Origin of the sequence: Rhodococcus sp. ACS1 (genome assembly GCF_002300155.1) — a bacterium.
In the GTDB taxonomy this organism is placed as follows: Bacteria; Actinomycetota; Actinomycetes; order Mycobacteriales; family Mycobacteriaceae; genus Rhodococcus_F; species Rhodococcus_F koreensis.
The window spans coordinates 519,412-540,472 of sequence record NZ_NSDZ01000005.1; the positions used below are offsets into that span (position 1 = coordinate 519,412).

General features: G+C 64.1%; 20 protein-coding genes and 1 riboswitch. Of the genes, 10 read left to right on the plus strand and 10 right to left on the minus strand.

The window, feature by feature from the left end; translation table 11 throughout:
- Positions 1-119 precede the first annotated feature (119 nt).
- Positions 120-1,064, plus strand: coding sequence for a DUF5996 family protein (locus CJ179_RS23155; RefSeq protein WP_095863004.1), 945 nt, complete (start codon positions 120-122; stop codon positions 1,062-1,064).
- A gap of 40 nt (positions 1,065-1,104) precedes the next feature.
- Here CJ179_RS23155 and CJ179_RS23160 read toward each other — a convergent pair whose 3' ends face one another.
- The 3 genes from CJ179_RS23160 to CJ179_RS23170 all read right to left on the minus strand — a co-directional run bounded on the left by CJ179_RS23160 (position 1,105) and on the right by CJ179_RS23170 (position 2,608).
- Entirely contained in the window at positions 1,105-1,902 is a 798-nt protein-coding gene (locus CJ179_RS23160) for a CbtA family protein (protein ID WP_095863005.1), read from the minus strand.
- Entirely contained in the window at positions 1,893-2,087 is a 195-nt protein-coding gene (locus tag CJ179_RS23165) for a CbtB domain-containing protein (protein ID WP_005244930.1), read from the minus strand. The genes CJ179_RS23160 and CJ179_RS23165 overlap by 10 nt, the downstream gene beginning before the upstream one ends.
- A 22-nt stretch (positions 2,088-2,109) precedes the next feature.
- A riboswitch (cobalamin riboswitch) is annotated at positions 2,110-2,243 on the minus strand.
- A gap of 50 nt (positions 2,244-2,293) precedes the next feature.
- Entirely contained in the window at positions 2,294-2,608 is a 315-nt protein-coding gene (locus CJ179_RS23170) for an antibiotic biosynthesis monooxygenase (protein ID WP_012691525.1), read from the minus strand.
- Between the two features lie 32 nt (positions 2,609-2,640).
- Here CJ179_RS23170 and CJ179_RS23175 point away from each other — a divergent pair, with 32 nt between their 5' ends.
- The 5 genes from CJ179_RS23175 to CJ179_RS23195 all read left to right on the plus strand — a co-directional run bounded on the left by CJ179_RS23175 (position 2,641) and on the right by CJ179_RS23195 (position 7,546).
- Entirely contained in the window at positions 2,641-3,396 is a 756-nt protein-coding gene (locus tag CJ179_RS23175; protein ID WP_072947377.1) for an alpha/beta fold hydrolase, read from the plus strand.
- Positions 3,397-3,458: 62 nt separating this feature from the next.
- A complete protein-coding gene (locus CJ179_RS23180) occupies positions 3,459-3,917 on the plus strand; it encodes a helix-turn-helix domain-containing protein (RefSeq protein ID WP_072947378.1) in 459 nt (152 codons plus the stop codon).
- A 19-nt stretch (positions 3,918-3,936) separates the two neighbouring features.
- Positions 3,937-5,127: a putative toxin-antitoxin system toxin component, PIN family gene (locus tag CJ179_RS23185; protein WP_095863006.1), complete on the plus strand. Its 1,191-nt coding sequence runs from the start codon at positions 3,937-3,939 to the stop codon at positions 5,125-5,127.
- 147 nt (positions 5,128-5,274) lie between these two features.
- On the plus strand, positions 5,275-6,294 hold the full coding sequence (locus tag CJ179_RS23190; protein ID WP_072947380.1) for a methyltransferase: 1,020 nt from the start codon (positions 5,275-5,277) through the stop codon (positions 6,292-6,294).
- A gap of 58 nt (positions 6,295-6,352) precedes the next feature.
- The gene (locus CJ179_RS23195) at positions 6,353-7,546 is read left to right on the plus strand and encodes an ATP-grasp domain-containing protein (RefSeq protein WP_095863007.1); all 1,194 of its coding nucleotides are present in this window, start codon (positions 6,353-6,355) and stop codon (positions 7,544-7,546) included.
- A gap of 25 nt (positions 7,547-7,571) precedes the next feature.
- On the opposite strand, the gene CJ179_RS23200 is transcribed toward CJ179_RS23195, so the two are convergent.
- From CJ179_RS23200 to CJ179_RS23220, 5 genes are all read right to left on the minus strand, one after another.
- Positions 7,572-8,831: an acetyl-CoA carboxylase biotin carboxylase subunit family protein gene (locus CJ179_RS23200; protein ID WP_072947382.1), complete on the minus strand. Its 1,260-nt coding sequence runs from the start codon at positions 8,829-8,831 to the stop codon at positions 7,572-7,574.
- Between the two features lie 125 nt (positions 8,832-8,956).
- Complete coding sequence (locus CJ179_RS23205; RefSeq protein WP_257015711.1) at positions 8,957-9,775, minus strand: aminotransferase class IV; 819 nt, start codon at positions 9,773-9,775, stop codon at positions 8,957-8,959.
- Positions 9,776-9,811: 36 nt separating this feature from the next.
- Positions 9,812-10,738 (minus strand): hypothetical protein, encoded by a 927-nt coding sequence (locus CJ179_RS23210; protein ID WP_072947384.1) that lies wholly within the window; start codon positions 10,736-10,738, stop codon positions 9,812-9,814.
- A complete protein-coding gene (locus tag CJ179_RS23215) occupies positions 10,704-14,147 on the minus strand; it encodes an ATP-binding cassette domain-containing protein (protein WP_095863009.1) in 3,444 nt (1,147 codons plus the stop codon). Before CJ179_RS23215 ends, CJ179_RS23210 begins: the two co-directional genes overlap by 35 nt.
- Positions 14,141-15,193, minus strand: coding sequence for a cupin domain-containing protein (locus tag CJ179_RS23220; protein ID WP_095863010.1), 1,053 nt, complete (start codon positions 15,191-15,193; stop codon positions 14,141-14,143). The genes CJ179_RS23215 and CJ179_RS23220 overlap by 7 nt, the downstream gene beginning before the upstream one ends.
- Positions 15,194-15,410: 217 nt before the next feature.
- On the opposite strand from CJ179_RS23220, the gene CJ179_RS23225 reads away from it, so the two are divergent.
- Both CJ179_RS23225 and CJ179_RS23230 read left to right on the plus strand, forming a co-directional pair.
- On the plus strand, positions 15,411-16,667 hold the full coding sequence (locus CJ179_RS23225) for a hypothetical protein (RefSeq protein WP_095863011.1): 1,257 nt from the start codon (positions 15,411-15,413) through the stop codon (positions 16,665-16,667).
- A gap of 2 nt (positions 16,668-16,669) precedes the next feature.
- Complete coding sequence (locus CJ179_RS23230) at positions 16,670-17,665, plus strand: methyltransferase (RefSeq protein ID WP_095863012.1); 996 nt, start codon at positions 16,670-16,672, stop codon at positions 17,663-17,665.
- Here CJ179_RS23230 and CJ179_RS23235 read toward each other — a convergent pair.
- Positions 17,643-18,545 carry an A/G-specific adenine glycosylase gene (locus tag CJ179_RS23235; protein ID WP_072947389.1) on the minus strand — a complete coding sequence of 301 codons (903 nt, stop codon included), beginning with the start codon at positions 18,543-18,545 and terminating at the stop codon, positions 17,643-17,645. The genes CJ179_RS23230 and CJ179_RS23235 overlap by 23 nt on opposite strands.
- 100 nt (positions 18,546-18,645) lie before the next feature.
- On the opposite strand from CJ179_RS23235, the gene CJ179_RS23240 reads away from it, so the two are divergent.
- Complete coding sequence (locus CJ179_RS23240; protein WP_095863013.1) at positions 18,646-19,272, plus strand: carbonic anhydrase; 627 nt, start codon at positions 18,646-18,648, stop codon at positions 19,270-19,272.
- 59 nt (positions 19,273-19,331) lie between these two features.
- Positions 19,332-20,096, plus strand: coding sequence for a hypothetical protein (locus CJ179_RS23245; protein ID WP_072947402.1), 765 nt, complete (start codon positions 19,332-19,334; stop codon positions 20,094-20,096).
- Here CJ179_RS23245 and CJ179_RS23250 read toward each other — a convergent pair.
- Positions 20,089-21,051: an asparaginase gene (locus tag CJ179_RS23250; protein ID WP_095863014.1), complete on the minus strand. Its 963-nt coding sequence runs from the start codon at positions 21,049-21,051 to the stop codon at positions 20,089-20,091. The genes CJ179_RS23245 and CJ179_RS23250 overlap by 8 nt on opposite strands.
- Between the last annotated feature and the right edge of the window lie 10 nt (positions 21,052-21,061).

The window sequence follows — 21,061 nt, forward strand, 5'->3', positions numbered from 1 at the left end:
ATCGCGGGCACATCACCCCGGGGAGTGGCGGCCACCCCTACTCGGGTATCGGTGCGGCACCTTGCCATCACTCCGGACGGGGAGCACATTGAAAAGCACGTCGTCGGCAGGGAGGCACTGTGCGCGAGCAGACACGATCCGGAGATGCATGGCCGGCGTTGAAGGTGGACGAGTGGACGCCGACGAGGGACACCCTGCACATGTGGACGCAGATCGTCGGGAAGATCCGCCTGGCCCACGCACCGCTGATCAACCACTGGTGGCAGGTGCCGCTGTACGTGAGCCCCCGCGGTCTCACCACGTCGACCGTCCCGTACGGCACCGAGTGTTTCGACATCGAATTCGACTTCGTCGACCATCGGCTGGTGATCCGCACGAGCGCGGGCGGAACCGGAACGGTTGCGCTCGAACCGAAGTCGGTGGCCGATTTCTATGCGGAGACGATGGACACGCTGGCCGAACTGGGCGTGACGACGACCATCCTGGCCAGGCCCAACGAGGTGGAGACGGCTGTTCCGTTCGCCGAGGACACGCAGCACTGCTCGTACGACGGTGAGTCGGTGCACCGGTTCTGGCGGCAGCTCGTGCAGGCGGATCGTGTGCTGCACGAGTTCCGTGCCCACTTCATCGGGAAGGTCAGTCCCGTGCACTTCTTCTGGGGTGCGCTCGACCTGGCCTGTACCCGGTTCTCCGGTCGAAGCGCGCCCACTCATCCTGGGGGAGCGCCGAACTGCGGCGACTGGGTGATGGTCGAGGGCTACTCACACGAGCTGAGCAGCTGTGGATTCTGGCCCGGCGGTGGCGTCGAGGGCGCGTTCTACGCGTACGCCTATCCGGAACCGGACGGCTTCGCCGACTACCCGGTCGGGCCGGACGGCGCGTTCTACAGCGCGGAGTTCCGGCAGTTCCTGCTGCCGTACGAGACCGTCCGCACCGCGGACGACCCCGATGCGGCTCTACTGAAGTTCCTGCACAGCACGTACGATGCGGCCGCCGATCGGGGTGGCTGGGACCGGGCCGCCCTGGAGACGGACCCGGCCCGTTGGGACACCCATCCCATGTGAGTGGCACGGTGTGCTCCAGCACACCGTGCCACTCACATGGTCAGGCAGAGGCGTTCGCCGACGCGGGCGCCGTGGCCCGGGTGGCACGCTCCGTGAGGAACGCGAACACGAGTCCGAGAACCAGCCACAGCGTGGCCTGCGTCGCGAGGGACGACAGCCGGAACTGCCACAGCAGCACGGCGGGGAAGTCGTCACCCACTTCGTTGATCGTGGGCAGCACGAGGTATCCGATGGTCGCCACCACGAGGAACGCGACAACCGGCGCCGCGATCCGCACCGACAGGAACTCCTGCGCGGCGACGGCCTTCGCCGCGAAGACGGACGCCACCACGGCGAGCAGGCCCAGCGCGACTGCGGCAAGCCACAACCAGGTGCGCTGGTTGATCGTGTCGGGATCGCCGACGGCCGGCGGGTTGGCGGGGTACTTGAAGAACGGCACGGCCTCGATCGCCAGCCAGCCGAGCGCGGCCAGCGACATGCCGAAGACCGGACCCGACAGCGTGGTCAGCCGTCGCGCGTAGTGGAGGACGACGGCGAAGATCGCTCCGAGAGCCAGTCCGGCGAGGGACGTGGCGAGGAACAGTCCGAAGCGCTGCCCGTCGCGGCTGACCAGTGCGTCTTCCTCGTCGTGCGAGTGCCCGGCAGGCTCGTCCGCCTGGGTGGCGTCGTGCGAGTGGCCTTCGGGTTCGGCGGCGCTGTGCGATTCCTCGATCGCGATGGCCGCGTCGATGTGCGACTCACCGAGAACGAACGCGACGCCACCGGCCAGGATGCCTGCGATCAGGCCGGCCAGCAGACCGCGGATGAGGAGTTTCGTGAAGGAATCGGTCAGTGGCATGGCAGACCCAGGAGGTGGCGGCCGTCGTGCATCAATTCATGCATGTACATGCCACTGCGCGAGATCGCGCCCTGGTCGAATCCCACGAGGTAGAGAGCGAGCATCGCGAACAGAACGATCGCGAAAGAGATGACGGCGAGACGGGTCGTGTCGACCGACGAGCCGGGTGCGTAGGCGAGTGCCATAGTTCCTCCTGGGATTTCGCGTCCCCTAGGTCCAGGCGATGGCCGCAGTATCTGGCTGTCGAGGTGGTTCCCGTGAAGGACTACTCCGATTTACAGTGGCGCGACCGCTCCGGGATTGCACCGGATTCCTGCCGAACCATCGCATTGTCCTGCGAACTTTTGCACCCGGCGGGCCGTCGTGTCAATCCTCGGCCCGCCCCCGCCGCTCAGCTCTTGTTCGCCGCCGCGACGTCGAGTACGACCTCGAACTCCAGCAGCGACGCCCCGGACGCCACCGGCTTCTTCCGCTCACCCGCATGTGCTTCCCGGGCCGGACCGTCGCGCCACGCCGCGAATGCCTCTTCGCTCTCCCACTGCGTGACGACGAAGTAGCGGTTCTCGCCCTGCACCGGACGCAGGAGCTGGAAGCCGAGGAAGCCGGGAGAGTTCTCCACGGCGTGCGCGCGCGCCGCGAAGCGCTTCTCGAGTTCGGGCCCCGCACCCTCGGGGATTTCGATTGCGTTGATCTTCACCACTGCCATGCGGGCGAGATTACTCCGCTAGCGTCGGAGTGGTGGCGGGTGAGAGTGCGTTGCACGACGAGGGTGGGACGGGACAGCCGATTCTGCTGCTGCACGGACTGATGGGCAGTGCCCGGACGTGGGGACGGCACGTGCCGTGGCTGCGCGAGCACGGCCACGTCTTCACGTTCGACGCCGCAGGCCACGGCAGGCCCGCGCCGTCGCGGTTGACGACGGAAGCATTCGTAGCAGATCTGTCCGCGGCTCTCGCGGCCTTCACCGAGCCGTGGGTGGTGATCGGCCATTCGATGGGCGCCCTGCACGCCTGGTGCCTGGCGGCCGAGCACCCGGACAAGGTGTCGGCGCTCGTCCTCGAAGACATGGCCCCCGACTTCCGTGGCCGCACCGCCGACGACTGGGCGGCGATGATCTCGAACTGGCCGCAGCCGTTCGCGACCCGGGAGGATCTGTTCGAGTTCTTCGGTCCGGTTGCCGGACAGTACTTCCTGGAGTCGTTCGAGAAGCGCGCCGACGGCTGGTACCTGCACGGCGACGTCGACACGTTCCGCGACATCTCGGCGGAGTGGGGCGACCGGCACTTCTGGGACCAGTGGGCGTCGATCACCGTTCCGGCCCTGCTGATCGAGGGGGAGTTCACCATCACCCCGGACGGTCAGATGCGGACCATGGCGGAGCGGCATCCCGGCGCCGAGTACGTCCGCATCGCGCAGGCCGGGCACCTCGTCCACGACGACCAGCCGGAGCAGTACCGGAAAGTGGTCGAGGAATTCCTCGACGAACTCGGCTGAGAGCCACCTCGTCCGCTGCTCAGGACATTGTGTGTTCGTTTTTTTCGTTTTATGGTTGAGGTATGGCCGCTCTGATGAACCACACGGTGTTGCCGCCGGGCGCCGACGATCGGGACCTTCTCACCGCGTTGAAGTTTGTTCTCGCTGGTCAGGGCGATGTGACTATCTCGACCCCGGAGGGTTCGGCGCCGTTGCCGGACAGTGTCCGCGGGTTGCTCGTCGACGCGGTCACGGCTCTGGATCGGGGGCAGGCGGTGACGGTGGAGCCGCACCGGACGGTGCTGACGACGCAGGAGGCCGCCGAACTGCTGGGCATTACCCGGCCGACGTTGGTGCGGTTGCTGGAGGCCGGGAAGATTCCGTACTCGTCGCCGGGCCGGCATCGGCGGGTGGAGTTGGCGGATGTGCTGGCCTTCCGACAACACGAGCGTGCGCGACGCGGTCAGGTGTTCGAGGAGATGGCGCACGAGGAAACCCCGGACCCCGGCGACGCCGCTGACGGCTTCGTCTCGACCCGCTGATCGAGGGGCAGGGCAACCGGTGGCTGCCTTTCGGGTGGTTCTCGACGCGTGCGTCCTGCTTCCGCAGGCTCTGAACAACCTGCTGCTCACCCTGGCCGATGCCGAGTTGTTCCGGCCGGTGTGGACGCCGGATCTGCTCGACGAGGTGGAGCACAACCTGGCCGGGGAGAGGTTCGGTAAGTCGCCGGAGCAGGCGGCGCGGCGGATCCAGCAGATGCGCAGAACGTTCCCGTTCGCGGAGGAGGAGTCACGCGGGTACCGCGAGTTGATTCCCGCGATGACCAACGATCCGAAGGACCGGCACGTCCTGGCCGCGGCGGTACGGTCCGGTGCGGCATTGATCGTGACCGCGAATCCGAAGGACTTCCCACCTGCGGCCCTCGACCCGTTCGACGTCGAGGCGATCCACCCCGACGAATTCCTCTGCGATCAGCTCGATCTGGACTCCGAAGCGGTGTTCGAGCGGATCCACGTGCTGGTCGCCCGGAATACGCTCCCGCCGCGCACGGTGGGGGAGCTGCTCGAGTTACTCGACCGGCTGACCCCACGGTTCGTCGACGCGGTCCGGGCATTGCTGGTCGACCGGGACGACGCCTCGGACCGCGGTGCGGTGCCGGCGGTGTCCGCCCTTCCGGAGCTGACCGACGAGCAGATCGACTCGTTGCCGCCCGAGGTGCGGCAGACGTACCGGCAGATTCGTGCGGTGGATCCGGCCGAACTGGTGCGGTTTCTCGGGCACACAGATCTGGTGAATGCGGCGTGGGCATTCCTGATGCCGGTGTGTGTGGACGGGGATCTGCTGTCGGTATGGCCGAACGTGGACCCCGACTTCCGGGCGGTACTCGCGCAGAAGTGGGTGCGTGACAACCACTATCAGATGACTGTTGACGGTTGGGACAGTGAAGCGGTTGAGGCGGCCCTTGCCGGGCCTGTGCCGGATCATCCGCTGTGGGTGCATTTCGAACGCGTGCATCTGCGGTCGTTCCGGGCGATGCTGCCGGATCCGGCGACGTGGGGAATCGGTTCAGCCACCAGGATGGTCGCCCCGGGGGTCGAGGCGCTCTACGTACTCGACGCCTCGGCGCTGGAGGGCGGCCTGTGGCAGCCGAACGATCCCCGGTACGTGTGCCCGGTCCTCATGCATCTCGTCGACGGGCGTTGGCTGGTGCGAAATCTGGGGTCGGAGTCGGACCCTGCGACTACCACCTGAACCTACGTCGGTGCGGGGCGGGGGTGAATGGTTGCCAGCCCCTGGGTATCTATCGCGCGACGCGGTGAAACCTCACGCTGGTGGAACGCCCGGGAGTCCGGGAGTTCCACGTATTGCTGTACTCCACGACCTATTCAAAGGCGCACAATGTACTTCGACTTCCGTGACAAGCCCGACCGTCTCTGTGTCAAAGAAATGGTTCACGGCTACAACATATCCAGCTGCTTGTTCGTAGCCGTCGAGCTGGAGCTCGCCGATCTGCTGGCGGCGGGCCCACTGGCGCTTGCCGACCTCGCCCAACGAAGCGGCACTGATCCCGATGCGCTGAATCGGATCCTCCGCCTGCTGATGAGCGCGGGGATTTTCTCCGTGGACGAGCAGGACAGATGCGCACTCACGCCGCGAGCCGAATTCTTGCGCAGGGATAATCCGGAATCGATCGCAAGCGAGGTGGAGCTCTTTGCCGGCGCAGAAACGTACCTGGCCTGGAGCGAGCTGCTCCAATGCGCTCGTACGGGGCAGACAGGATTCGGCCAGTTCTTCGGCAAATCCCTCTTCGAGTACCTGGCCGAGCACCCCGACTCCGCCCGGCGCTTCCATCTGGGCTGGCACGAGATCTCGATCCGCGCCGGTCTCGAGACCGCGGAGGCGATCGATTTCGCGGACAATCGGCACGTCGTCGATGTCGGCGGTGGCTACGGCATCGTGACCGCCCAGCTGTTGCGCAAATACGGTCATCTGCGGGGCACGATTTACGACCTGGAGTTCTCGCTGGCCAGGGCCGGTCACACCTTGCGGGAATATGGCGTCGATGAGCGGTGTGGCATTGTGCCCGGCGACGGTTTCACAGAGGTGCCTGGCGGGGGCGACGTCCATCTGCTCAAGAGCGTTCTCCACACGATGAACGACGACGACTCGGTACGTGTCCTCACCAATTGCGCGAACGCACTCGAGCCCGGCGGCAGGATCCTGGTGCTGGAGCGGGTGATCAGCGAGGACGGCGGATACGTCTGGGGAAATGTGGTGGACGTCGCCATGCTGGTCATGACGGGCGGCCGGGAGCGAACGATTCAGGACTACGCGCGCCTCTACGAGCGCGCAGGCCTCGGACTCACCGGCAGTACGCTCCTGCCCTGCGGCTTCAGCGTAATCGAGGGCCGGAAGTGAGACCGGCCGGACGAGCGCGACCTCCGGGAATCAGCGGACCTCGGGGAGCTGGGTCGGCATGGCTCACATCTTGATCGTCGGCGGACATGACGAGACTTTCCGAATGATCGAAGATCTACCGGTCGAGCTGTCTGTGTTTCAGAATTCCGAATCGGTCACCGCGCAGCAGGCCAGGCGCGCCCACCGGCTGTGCGTATTCGATTACCGCAACCATGCAGAGGCGCTCAGCATGGCGCGGGAGCTGCACGAGGTCGAACCCGTCGATGCCGTCGTGTCCTTCACCGAGCACGGCCTCATGCCGGCCGCCGTGATCAAAGAGGCATTGGGCATCAAGGGCAATGCGCGGGAAGCCGTCCGGTTGACCCGCGACAAGATCGCCATGCGCGAGCACCTGGCCGGTCGTGATCTCGGAGCTGTGCGGACCCGAAGCTGCCATTCGGCCTCCGAGGTACGGAGCTTTCTTCAGTCAGTGGGCGGCCCGATCATCGTCAAGCCGGCTGAAGGCGCCGGCAGCTCCGGTGTTCTTCGCGTCTCCAGCCTTGACCAGGTCGAATCCGCATTCGCCTGCTCTCGAGGCGAGTACCCCGGGCCGACCCTCGTCGAAGAGTTCATCGACGGCCCCGAATACAGCGTCGAATCCTTCACCATGGATGGCCGGCACGACATCATCGCAGTGACCGCAAAAACCACCACCGGCCCGCCACGGTATATCGAAACCGGTCATCTGATGCCGGCCGTGCTCGCGGTATCGGCCCTTGCCGAGCTCCGCGGTCTCGTCACCGATTTCCTCAGTTCGATCGGTCATTCCTTTGGGCCGGCCCATACCGAAGTGCGTATCGGTTCGGCCGGGCCCCGGATCATCGAGGGCAATACCCGTCCTGGAGGCGATTTCATTTGGGAGCTGGTGCACCGTGCGATGGGTCGCGATCTGGTCCGGGAGTCGATCTGTCATCTTGCCGGGCTGCCGCCGCAATCGCGAACACCCGGGCTTGGAGCAGGCTGCGTCGCATTCTTTGGTTACGAGAATGTGGTGATCGAACGCGTGCAGGGCATCGAGGCCGCGCGTCAGGCCGAGGGGATAATCCGGTTGCAGTGTTCTCTCGAACCAGGGCAACACCTCGGTCCGCTCCGGTCCTCTGCGGATCGTCAAGGTGTCATAGTCGCGGTCGGCACCGATCTCGTGGACGCCGAGCGCCGGTTGGCTGACGCGCAGGCTCGGATTCGGGTGGAGACGAGTCCGCTCCCGCACTGACCGGGCAGATTCATGTTCTGCCCGGTCAGCCAGGTGTGGGGCATTGCGTGGGCTGCTCGATCGGTACGACTTGCACGGTCGTCAGGATTTCGCGAATGAGTGAGGTCACTTCCGAGCTCGACCGGCCGGCGACGATGCCGCTGACGGGTAATTCGAAATCGAAATAGCTCACCGTCTCCGGAAGAGAAGCGCCCGCGTCCAGCTCCTTCCATCGAACAACGTCTGGGTGGGCCTGAAACCGTTCTCCACCCGATATCGCGCAGTACCGCGACGGAAGCAGGTGACCCGGGAACATGAAATCCCCGTAGACCGTGCTGCTCGCCGTACTTTCGAACCATCGTTTCAGTGGATTGATGTCGAGAGGTGACCAATCGAGGTTGCAGGCCAAACCGGCCGCGACCAAGTCGATGCCTGTGGCAAGCCGGAACGTCTCCTTGATATGTCCGCCGCCGGGGCGGGCGCCGACCTCCAGGAAAACCATTCCATCTGCGGCCTCGATCATTTCGAGATGAAATGGGCCATTGTCGATACCCACGGCCCGAAGGTACTCGACCGCTACCTTGCAACGCCCACCGTCGTCGTCGACTTGAATCGATCCCTGCGGAACTCCCTGGGCGAACTCGAGGCAAGTGCCCAGATATCTGCTGGCGACGATCGCCACCGGCGCACCGGCAAGCATCACGCCATCGAAGTGAAAGATCGGCCCCTCCACATATTCTTCGAGCTGGAAGCGTTCCGGATCCCAGTCCTCCAGACCTGTAGGGTGATTGAGAATCGCAGCGCCGGCGTCAGCGTAGGTGGCGAAAACGAAAACATCCTTGCTGGCGGTTCCATCGAGTGGTTTGAGCACCGTCTTCCCAGCCCAAGGAGCGACATCGGCGGACGCAGCGGTGAGCGCCTCGTCGCAGCGAACAAATCTGGGCACGCGAAGTCCGCATCCTGCGACCGCGGCTTTCATCGCTACCTTGTCGTTCACGATGTGGACCTGCTCCGGTGATGTCCCTTCTACTCCGAGGCTCCGTCTTATCTGCGCCGCCTCCATCATCTCGTATTGGGAGACGCTGATGACCCGGTCGAAGGCATCGTCGGTGGAGAACAGGGTGCGAACTTCCTCGGCCAGACCTGCTCGACCCGGGCGTTCAACCCTCGTGCAGGGAAGGTCGGGCGGCAGGGTCGCAAGTTGCGCGCTCGAGCCCACGTAGACGACATCGTGAATTCCATGATCGATGACACGATGGTATTCGATGAAGGAATACGGAACGCGATGGAGGATGAGCAGTTTCATTCGGAAGACCCCGCTGGATGGAATACAGTTCGGCGAATAGGACTTTCACCTTCCAGTACTATCCCGAGCCGACGGCCGTGAAGCTAGGAACCCTGGGGGGAAAGATCGCCCACCTTGTGTGGTCGTCATCGGATCGCGGACCGGCCGTTGGTCAAGCGCCGATACTCGGTTGCAATCGCATCGACCACTGCGGACTTCGCATACCGGATCTCGTCGATGCCGGAAACCCCCATGATTTCGATCGCAGTGCCACACAGAAATGCGGCGTCGAACGATCCGATCTCGTCGTAGGCGATGTCGCGTTCCGTTACCGAGAGCTTCAGTCGCGGACACAACTCATCGATGACCACCCTTCGGGTAATCCCGTCGAGGGCCAATTCGGCAGTGGGCGTGAACAATGCGTCTCCCTTGACGAAGAACACATTCGAGCCGCTCGACTCGCACACAGCGTCGGCTGTCGAGAGGAAGAGCACATCATCGTAACCGTCGGCCCGCCCGCGGTGGCTCAAGTAGCTCAACGCGTAGGTAGACGACGTTTTCGCCTGATACGGGTGGCACGAGGCGGGTGCACGCCGCCACGTTGCCGTCGAGAGCCGATAGTGCTCCGCGGCCGAATACGAAGGAAAGGGCAGCGCAAACAGGACCACCTTGCTGGACGAGCCCTGCGCCTTGAAACTCACATCGGTGTCGTCATAGAAGACCAAGCACTTGATGTACGCATCGGTAAGGTCGTTGGCCCTCACCAATTCGCGGCAAGCATCGGCCAAGTCCGCATCCGAATAGTGCACGGTGTGCCCGAACAACTCGGCGGACCGCCGCAACCTCGCTATGTGGTCGTCACATTTGAAGATGCTGCCGCCGTACGTGCGGATACCGTCGAACACCGATGTGGCATACGACAACCCATGGGTGGCAGGTGACAGGCTCACCTCGTCGAATCGCACGCATCGTCCATCTGCCCAGGCTATTTCGCTGATCATCTAGTCTCCAAGTCGCGATCTCGCGTAGTCCCGCATCGCCTGCGTACGCCGCGTGTTGACCGGAATCAGCCAGTTGTCCAGGTCGACAATGTGAATTGCGCCTACCCGGACCTTCGCGTCGATGGCGCCTCGGCCGAGGCAGACGTCCGCGAAACCCAGCCGATCCGCGAAATGATACATTTGGTAGTAGTCGGCGATGTACAGATTCAATCCGCGTGGAATTCGGTCATGGTCCAGTCCCCGAACGAGTTTCGTAAACACGCCACGGTGGTCGTCGGCGTAGCTCAGTGATCCGGCCAACGGAGTATTCGAATACTTGTCGTAGTCCAGCTTCACGAAGTATTTCTCACCTTCGGACGAGCCTGCCAGCATACGCAGCACATCGTTCGTATAGAGGTTCTTGGCGTGTCCGTATTTGGCCACATTCAAGGCCTGAAGGCAGGCGAAATCGCGCAGGACCCGATTGTCTTCTGCCACGTCCGAGAGACGGTGTATCTCGGTTGTGCACGCCGCCTCGGCCTTCCTCGTGAGCCTGACGATCGATTTGTATTGGCTGGCTCCTACCGCGGTTCGCAGGGCGAGGTCCACACTTCGCGAAGACCGGAAGAATGCCGCCTTCATGAATGGAACTGCAATGACGTCGGCGCGCCGGCGGCGATCGGATCTGCGAAGGGAAGGGACCAGCAACCAGTCGGCGGTTGACGCCAGGCTCGACAACTCCGCCAGTGCCCGATCGTCGGGCTCGTCGCACACGGGCATGTAGAAGTATCCGGGTGCGACGTACGCTCGCTCGTGGTGCAGGGCGTCATCGCTGCTCACGCTGCCCTGGAGTACCGCGTTCCAGTGCGCGATGTTCCTCAGCGGAAGTTGTGGCCGTGGAACGTTGTGACTGTTACAGAACGCATCGCGTTGGGGCAGCCATTCCATGGTCTTCCTCCTTTCCATTCCAGTTCCGATCGGCTCTCGTGTGCGACTGGCCGGAATTCTCGAGGAGGCGTCGCTCGCCGTTGAAGTGGAAGACTCGGCTGGCAAGTTCGGTCAGCCCGGGATTGTGCGTGATGATGAAGAAGAGCGTGTCCGGCAAGGCAGAAATCACGGCCTGCAATATCGAGAGCTCTGCTGCTGTACTCAACTCGGATGTTGCTTCGTCGAGAATTGCGATCGCGGGGCGATTGATCAACAGGTCGAGGAGCGCCAGCCGCTGCAGTTCCGTCTTGCTCAGATTCAACTGACCGGTGGCGGGGACGGGCTCGTCGAATCCGGACGGTAGTCGCCCGACGACGTCTGCCACGTCGAGATAGTCGACGACGCGAGCCAATTCGAGCGGTAACGGGCTGTTGAAGTGTTCGATCAATTTGCCTGGCTTGAAGATCGGACTCGACGTCAGGAGGAGGATGTCTTCGGCGTGGGAATTCGAGACGTATCCCGTCGTCCGGCCCAATGTCGAGAGGACGCCTGTTGTCGGCTGCAGACTGCCCACAACCAGCTTCGCAAATGTCGACTTGCCGACCCCGCTCGGCCCCATGATGACCACGACGTCTCGGCTGGCAAAGGACTCGGAAAGCTCTTCCAGCAGCACCGCCCCGGTGTGCGGCGCGACGTACGCTACTTCCGAAAACGACACGAGCGCTGCGTCGTCAACTGCTGAGCCGGTCCAGCACGGCGCCGGGCCGGTCGGAGGCGTGAGGAGGCGATCCGCGCTGTCGAGAACCTGTCTGAGGTCCACCAGGCAACGGCCCACTCGGGCGAAAACGGCGATGAGGCTGTACGAGAGACTGAGCGCGAGAACACCGCTGAGGCCGGATCCGCCGCCGACCTGGACAAATACGGTGGAGCCGACGACGACCGACAGGAAGAGCACACCCATCAAGTCGAGCTTGTAATTGAACCAGCGGCGCGCGCCCGCATTATCCATCGAAGCGAAGGCGCGATTCATCAAACTCTTGTTCAGCCAATTGACGAGGGCCGAGTTGTCGCGTGCCAAATCGAATCTCGCTGAGCTCCAGGTAATGGCCTCGACCCGCTCCAACACGGTCGACGTCGTACCGATCTCTCTATCGTTGAAGTCCTGCAGTCGCCTTCCCGATCGCTTCGAACTGTGCCAGTAGGCGAAGCACATCCCGACAAGGGGCAGCAGGACGAAGATGTTCTTGCTCAATACGAACGCGGCGGTCGTGAGCAGCAATGTAACCGCACCCAGCGTATTCAGAAGTACTTCTGGCAGAAGTTCGTCGATACGTCGTTGATCCCATGTCAGTTTGCTCTGATAGTCCTGATCGACCTCGTCGAAGGCCGACCTGGAGGGCTTTGGACTCATGACGGTCGAGAAGTAATTCCGACACTTTCGGGATGCCGCCATGATGCTGCGTTTGACGATGAACAGGGAGGTGAAGATCGACAGGAGTGCCCCGGCGGACAGTGCGGCGATGAGGATTGTCGCTGCTGTCCGCGCATTCGTGGTCGAAATTCCGCTGGCAGCTGTGTAGTCACCGACGATCGTCAGAACGTCGCGGCACGCAAACAGGACGCATGCGACAACCGCGACCTTCGCGACGCCCAGGCTCATCAGACTGCGGCGTGACGAGGTCGAGAATTCGGGTCGGTCCACGCCCTGGGGACGGCGAGCGACCGACCGATCCTCGTGAGCGAGCGCCCCGTTGCGGTCTCGAACAGGATTCGCCGCACGTGGTGTGAGGTTTCGCATCACCTCCACGACCTCGCCTCCGGCCACTACCCATATCTCGTCTGCGGCATCTTTTTCATCGGGCTTGTCCGTTGCATAAATGACCGTGGTGTCGTGCCACGGCCCGCGTAGAAGGGCGGCCAGCAGCCCATTCGCCAGGTCGTCGTCCAGCCCTGCTGTGGGCTGATCCAGGTACACGAACTTCGGTTCGGCCAATAGTGCCCGTGCCAGTTCCAGTCGCTTCCCCTGCCCGCGGGACACGTTCCAGCCCTCGGTCCGGTCGCGTGACTTGCTCGAGAGGTAGTCGCCGTAGAAGGTTTCGGGAAGTCGGGACAGTGTCAAGGCTCGACGGGCCTCGTCGTCGGTGAATTCGCTTCGATAGAGACACAAATTCTCGTAGAGCCCGCCAGGGAATATCCACGGTTCATCCGGTACGAAGAACGTTTTGCTGTTCACCTGGCTGCTGTGACGTGCACCGATTTTCAGAACGGATGTCTTGCCACTGCCCGCGGCGCCGACGACGGCGATGTGCTTCGCCGTTGTTGCCGGTAGGCGCGTTGCGGTCGCATCGGTGTCCAGCGGGTGCGGACTGGATAGATACTTCGCAACGTTGGTGTGCCCGACAATGCCCTGGGACAGACTCTGAACAATGAAGGGAATATTGTTGGCGACGGATTTCAAGCCTCCGACCAGCGCCATTGTGGACAACAGGCCTGCTGGATCGACGTAACCAAGGTGGGCCAGCTGGGTGAACACCGCGGCCAGCATGGCAACGATCGGAGTGAGTGTCGATATGAGGTTGATCCGCGCGATGAGACGCGCCGCTTTCAGGAGCGCGCGCTCCTCGCCATCTCGCTTGTCGGCATAGCGCCGAAACAGTTCGTCGTTCCAGTTCTTGAGCCACGCGAGCAGGCGATTGTTCAGCGAGAACAGGCCGACTTCGATGCGATCTGCCGCCGTCGCCGACAGTGCAGCGTGCGCGGCATTCAATTGTTTGGCGTTCCAGTAGATCACCGCGGAACTGACGAGAATCACCGACAGTGCCGCCAGAGCGCTCAGTCCCAACGCCACGAAGAAGTACGCGGAGGTGAAGGTGATGGTTGCGAGTGCCAGAATGATGAAAATGAGTCCGGACCACGCGTTTTCGACGCGTGCTGCCTCCCGGTCCAGCAGCGTGACCAGGTCGGCCGGTTGGTCGGAAGGGGCATTGCTGCGTTTCTTGTGCAGCAGCCTTTGTTCTATGTATGTCCGGGCTCCGATGCCTACCACGTCGGCTTGCATGAAGGTGTGATTCAAGGCAAGCCATGCCAAGTAGGTCAGCACGATGCAAGTGATACCGAGCGTGAGGTTCGTCGTGACTGCTGAATCGCCGGTGACGAGGTGCTGGATCAGCGATTTCAGCGTGATCGCAGCACCGAAGGCGCATCCTGCATTGACCGCGATGGCCACGAGCCCGAGCATGATGTCACGACGAAGTCCGCCGAAGACGGATCTGCTCAGTCGCTCGCCTCGGGGCGCGTTCACGCTGTCCCGCTGCGCCGCGTCACACCACCGCTGCCATCTGGCAAGGTGTGAGGCGTTGGGCACCGGGTCGAGTCGAGTTCGGGGTGTGGGAACCTCGAACCAGACGATTTTCCTGAGGACGCTCAGCATGTGGAGTACGTGGGGACCGCCGTGTCGGCCAAGGCGATCGACGCGATTCTGTCGCACAATTGCGTGATCATCTTCCATCCCTCGGCAAGTGCTTCACGGAGTTCTCGAATCTCGGCCGGCGTTGCTCGATCGAGCAGATCGATTCCCATACTCACGTGCTCGCCGTCGTCTTCTCCGTGTTCTTGGAAGTGCGGAATTGCCGGAAATGCTCGCGCCGCTTCCCGGTGCCAGATTTCGCCACTACCTTCCAGCACCACATGCATCAGCAGAGTGCGCACCATGTCGCTCCGGTACAGCATTTGATGCCTGAACCACTCCATTGTCGATACGAACGTCTCATCGGTGACCGGCGCGTGCGCTGATCCCCGTTGGTTGCGCAGGTTGTCGTTATGGCCCAGTTCCTCGACCAGATGGTCGAGCGCCACCTGCTTGTGCGCCGTATCGGTAGTCATCGCGACACGCAGGTGCAGCAGGTCCTGAAACACGTCCGACCAGGTCTGCTGGCAGTCGAGCAGCCGTTCCCGAACGTGTGGGTTGTCGAACGAGGGGTCGTCGATCAGCCGCAGCAGGCTGCTGGTTCCGAATTGCTGCAGGTACTTCTCGTTGTCCGCCAGGAGCACAGCCGCCCGATTCGGTACCTCGCCTGCAAACACTGCGTTGGGCTGCTCGGCGTCCTCGTAGAGTGCCTTGCCGTCGAACTGGATCGAGAGCGCCCAGAAACCGTCCTGGGTTCCTTCGAAGCCGTGCCAGGTGTCGCCGGGTACGAGGATCATGTCTCCCGCACCGACCTCCTGCTCTGCACTGCCCATCGTTCGTCCGGAGCCCTCGCAGATCAGGATCAGGCTGGGCTCCGGGTGCTTGTGCACCGCCAGCACCTCACCGCACTCCAACCTGACCCAGCTGATCGCCAAATTGCTGGAAGCAGGAATGAATTGCGCCAACTGAGGGTGCTGGCTGAATATCTTGACGACACCCAGGTTGTGGACGCTCCCGCCGACAACGGCTTCGTTGATCGTCTCGAGTGCGCTTCTGGCGATTATGTGCATAGATTTCTTCCTTCTGTGGGATCGACCTGCCTCGAGTTCTGTATCGCTCCCAATCCTGGGCACGTGCCTGCGGGCGGAACAGGCACCCCAGGGTTGAAAACGTCACCCCCCCAGCGGAAAGGGTGCCGCAAAGTCTCCCTAGGGTGTCTATCCGCATTCGCCGCGCGTCGTCGAAGATTGCTGAACACCGCAGTAAGGATGAGAGGCGGGTTTCGCATTGATTTCCGAAACGCTGCTCGAAGCCGAGCAGAAGTTTGTTCGTTCCGGCGTGATCGGCGTCGGGGGCACGTGCGTTCAGGCTGCTGAAGCGACGACCGATGAATTGTCTGGACGCAATATCGAGAATGCGCTCCGACAATGGGAGGCGGGGGACGCGGAGTTTCCCCATGCGGCCGTCGCGGCCCATTATCAGACGGTCGGGCGCAACGGGGTCCGGCCCCGCCTGGTCGCCATGCTGCAAAACTTCCATGACAACAACCGTGCGCATCATGTTCTCGGTGCCTGGCTACCGATGACGTTCGATGCCCAGAATGGCGACTATCTGTCATATGTCGGGCTCGACTATTTCGACCAGGTCGTCCGGTCCGATGACGCGCAGCGCGTGGACGCATTCGTTGCTGCCGCGGCCATGGACCTCGCGTTGCTGGAGGCGCGAGCACTCGGGAGGTCGGCACACGCACCCCAGGTGGTCCGGACGCGCGCAGTGACACGGGTCGTGACCCAACTCGACAGGCTCGCACCCGATTTCTCGCTCGAACCTTCCGTCGCTGCGGCCGGTCTCGCGGCGCTGGCTCAGCCGGGCGCCGACTACGGCCCGTTTGCTTCAGTCGCTGCGCCGGCGCTGAACAGTGTGCCCGAAGAGATCGGAAGTGCAGTTCGGCTGACGTTGCTGCCGACGACGCGCCTGCACGACGAGCAGATGTTCATCCGCTGCATCCAGATCTTCGAAGGTCTGTATCGGCAAGTCGCGACGGCGATTTCGAGGTCGATCCGTGACCTGCGCGACGGTCTTGCTGCAGCGGCGAAGGATCGCCTCGACCGGGCGTCGATCCGCCTCGAAGCGGTGCCTGCGCTCTTCCGGGTTCTCACGACGATGCCGGTTGACGCCTTCTCGATTATTCGCGGCTTCACGCATGGGCGGAGCGCGGTGCAGTCGCGCGCGTTTCGTGAGGTCGAGTTCGCTTGCGCTCCACCTGAGTCCCGTGACTTCGAGCACGTTGGGAAAATCGATATCGGGGAGGATACATTGCAGGACGTCTATCTCGCGATGCGCAAGACGCATCCGGATGCACACGTTCTCGAGGAGGCGATGCGGCGCCTGGACCGTGCGTGGGTTGCGATGAAGCGCGGCCACTGGGGCATCACCCTGAAAGTCATCGGAACGGTGCCTGGCACCGGCGGGACGGCAGGCGCGTCGTATTTAAAACATGCTGCGATGACGTCACTCTTCCCGCGGCTGTCCGAGGTGGCGTGAACATGAGCGATATCAACCACCGAGTGAGAAAACAGATCATGGGATACATCGTGTCCCAATCTATTTCAGCCGTCTGTGAGCTGGGTGTGCCCGACCGACTGGCGGACGATGCGTGCTTGCTCGGCGATCTCGCGGCGAGCGTGGGCGCCGACGCCGACGCACTCGGTCGATTCCTGCGGGTCCTCGTCGCGGAAGGCTTGTTTGCGGAAGACGGTGGAGGGCGATTTGCGTTGACGGAGGCCGGTGAGCTTCTGCGGGCAGACACTCCGGGCTCGCTTCGTCACCTGGTCGGCTTGATGTCGAACGAGGCCTACCTCGTGTGGGGGCACGCAGCGCATTCGATCCGGTCGGGGAAGGAATCGTTTTCAGCGGCGTTCGGCAAGCCGTACTTCGAATGGTTGTCCGAGAATCCGTCGGCAGCCGATGAGTTCGCACGGGGCCAAGCAGGGCTGGTCGAGCTGCGTTTGCTGCCCTTGCTCGACCACGACTGGTCTGACGTGGGAACGGTCGTCGACGTCGGTGGCGGGACCGGCGCGCTGATCACCCGGTTGCTCGATCGGCACGAGCATCTACGCGGAATTCTGTTCGATCTGCCTCATGTGGTAGCGGAAGCGCCGTCGACGTTCGGTTCGGCCGGCATCGGTGAACGAACGACAGTCGTGGGCGGAAGTTTCTTCGACGACGTCCCAGGCAATGGTGACGTGTACGTGCTGTCTCAGATTCTCCACGACTGGGATGACGCGTCCGCAGGCAAGATCCTCAGCAGTTGCCGGCAAGCGATCCCGCCAGGCGGACGATTGATGATTGTCGAGCAGGTCCTGCCGGAATCGGCGACAACCCACCCTATGGCTCTGCTGGATCTCCACATGCTGGTTCTCCTGGGAGGTCGCGAGCGCACGATCACCGAATGGCGCCGACTGTTGACCGACCACGGATTCACGCTGGATTCGATCACGCAAGGTCCGCGGTCATCCGTCATCGAAGCGGTTCCGGTGTGAGCTGGCTGCCCTCGCCCGCGAGGGCGAAGAGCCCGTCGTCGGTCTGCTCGACGAGGCCGTCGATCAGCAGGGAGTGGAGGGCGCGGTCGCGTTGCCCGGGGTCGTCGAGCCACACCTGGTCGAGCAGGACGCGTTCGACCGGGGCGGTGCTTTCGCGGAGTACGGCCATGAGCTTGCCGCGCACCTGACGGTCGGTGCCTGCGAATTTCTGCACCTTCCGGCGCTCTCCGGTGTGCGCGGGACGTCCGGCGTCGACCCAGGCGCAGTTCGGCAGCGGGCAGCGGGAGCATTCGGGGGAGCGGGCGGTGCAGACGGTGGCGCCGAGTTCCATCAGGGCCGCGGAGAACGTGGCGGCCCGGGCACGCGTCCGGGGAAGCAGGGTGGACACGTCGGCGAGGTCACGGGTGGTCGACGGGTTCCCGGGCTCGGCGCTGCCGTGGACGGCCCTGGCGACCACCCGCCGGACGTTCGTGTCGACGACGGGGACCCGCTGTCCGTAGGCGAAGCAGGCGACGGCCCGCGCGGTGTACGCACCGATGCCGGGCAGGCCGAGGAGGGTGTCGACGTCGCTGGGCACCACGTCGCCGTGTTCGGAGGCGAGCACACCGGCGCATTCGTGGAGTCGCAGCGCACGACGCGGGTAGCCGAGCTTGCCCCACGCGCGCAGGACGTCGGCCTGGCTCGACGCGGCCATGCGGGAGGGGACGGGCCAGCGCTGCACCCATTCCTCCCAGATCGGGGCCACCCGGACGACCGGTGTCTGCTGCAGCATGATCTCGCTCATCAGGATGTGCCAGGCGGTGACGCCGTCGCGGCGCCACGGCAGATCCCGGGCCTGGGCCTCGTACCAGTTGATCAGCGCGGAGGAGTCAACGGCCACTTCGTCCTCACAAGTCCCTTCGTTCACGGGTGAAACAGAATTTCCGGGGTCGTCATAATCCCGTCGCGACGGTGCCACACGCCCGGTGCACAATGATCCCATGCCTAATTCGAACCCGGTGTCCGCATGGAAAGCCCTTCGTCAGGGTAACGACAGATTCGTCAGCGGCACCTCGCTCCATCCCAGCCAGGGCGTCGCCGATCGGGCGAAGCTCGTCGGCGGCCAGCACCCCACGGCCGTCCTGTTCGGTTGCGGAGACTCCCGCGTCGCCGCCGAGATCATCTTCGATCAGGGTCTGGGCGACATGTTCGTCGTCCGCACCGCGGGTCACGTGATCGACGACGCCGTGCTCGGGTCCATCGAGTACGCGGTCGGCGTGCTGAACGTCCCGCTGATCGTCGTGCTCGGTCACGACAGTTGCGGTGCCGTGAAGGCGACGCTCGACGCCCTCGACGACGGCAACGTGCCGCCCGGCTTCATCCGCAGCATCGTGGAACGCGTCGCGCCGTCGATCCTCATGGGACGCCGAGAGGGCCTCAGCACCGTCGACGAACTCGAGGGTCGCCATGTGGTGGAGACCGGTGCGCTGCTCATGCAGCGTTCGCGCATCATCGCGGAGAAGGTGGAGAGCGGCGCGTGCGCCATCGCGGGCGTCACGTACAAGCTGTCCGACGGCCGTACCCACCTGCAGGGCGCTGTCGGGGACATCGGTGAGCTCACGGACTGACCGCGACACGCCGCAGCCGCTGAGCCGTTGCCGCGCGACGCCGAACTACCGTTGACGTCGTGCTGGAACCGAATGGACCGTTGCCCCCCGAGATTTACTGGCGCCGCAGGGCGCTGGCGATCGGCGGCGCCATCGTCGTGTTGCTGCTCGTGGTGTGGTTGATCAACTCGCTGCGTGGTGGCGGTGACTCCGAGACGGATCCGGCGGCAGCGAGTTCGTCGTTGACCACTCCTGTGTCGATTTCCCCGACAGCCTCGGGTTCGTCCACGTCCAGCGGTGGTTCGGGCGGTTCCGGTGGCGGCGGCGGTGGCGCCGCTGCCGCCGGCGGCGAGGCGTCGTCGGGCACGTCCGGTTCGTCGGGGGCGTCGAGCAGCGGCGCCTCGAGCAGCGCAGCTCCCAGCGGTCAGCCGGTCGCTGCGGGACAGTGCCCGGACCAGTCGCTGGCCATCAAGGTGGCGGCAGACAAGCCGACGTACCTGCCCGGTGAGGAGCCGAGCTTCACGACGGTCGTCACCAACATCGGCACCACGCCGTGCGAACGCGATCTGGGCAGCAGCCTGCAGCAGGTGCTCGTCTACACGATCGACGGTGCCGTGCGCCTGTGGTCCAACATCGACTGCTTCCCGCAGTCCGCGGCCGATGCGCGCACCCTCGCCGCGGGCGAGCAAGCCCAGTTCACCGTGAAGTGGTCGGCCAAGACGTCTGCGCCCGACTGCCTGACGCAGCCGGAACCCCAGCGTGATCCGGTGGGGCCCGGCGCGTACACGGTGGTCGGGCAGCTCGGTCAGCTCCGCAGTGCGCCGGAGCCGTTCAATCTCAGCTGATCCTCGGTGCGGGGTCGATGCGTGAGCGTCGATCGAATTCCTTGTCGAGGTCGGTGTGCTCGGGGTCGGCGAGCAGCGCCGCGAGCAGGATGCGGGCCTGACCTGCTCTGAGGTCGGTGGAGAACAGTGCCCCCGCCGAGATGAGGTCGTGTCCGCCGCCCCCGCCGCCATACGTGGCGGAGGTCGGGCCGTGCGGCACCCGGGTGGTGACCACGACCGGGATTCCGGCGGACGTGCAGTCCCGGACCGCCTCGACGATCGCGGGGTTCGCGTTCCCGGATCCGAGCCCGTCGAGCACCAGCCCCCGGGCCCCGGCCGCAAGGCACGCGTCGATCTGGACGCGATCCGCGCCCGGATAGGCGGCCACGATGTCGACGCGGGTTCCGGAGATCGGATGCCACGACAGCGGATCGGGACGTTGCGGCAGCAGGTCGCCGGTGGGGTGGACGGATCGGAACGCGTCGAGGGACGTCGTGTCCGCCTTGCGCGTTCCGGACGCCCGGTGCAGGGCACCTCCGAACGCGATGAGGACACCCGCTCCGCGCAGGGCGGGGTTCGTTCCCGCGGCGATCGCGTCGGTCAGGTTGGCGCGGGCGTCGGATTCCGGATGGTCGAAGGTGCGCTGCGCACCCGTGAAGACCACCGGCCGCGGGTCGGCGTGGTGGAGGTCGACCAGGAATGCGGTCTCCTCCATGGTGTCGGTTCCGTGTAGCACGACCACCGCGTCGAGATCGGGGTCGCTCAGCTCCGAGGTGACGGTGTCGCGGACCCGGTCCATGTCGGCGAACGTCATGCTCGAACTGTCCTTCGACATCACGTCGACGACACGAATTTCCGTTCCGGCTCGGGTGCTGCCCAGCAGATCGGAGCCTGCGACCACGGGCCTGCTGACACCCTGCCCGTTCCGGGTGCTGGCGATGGTGCCTCCGGTGGTGACGACGGCGACTTTCGGCACTGTTGTCCTT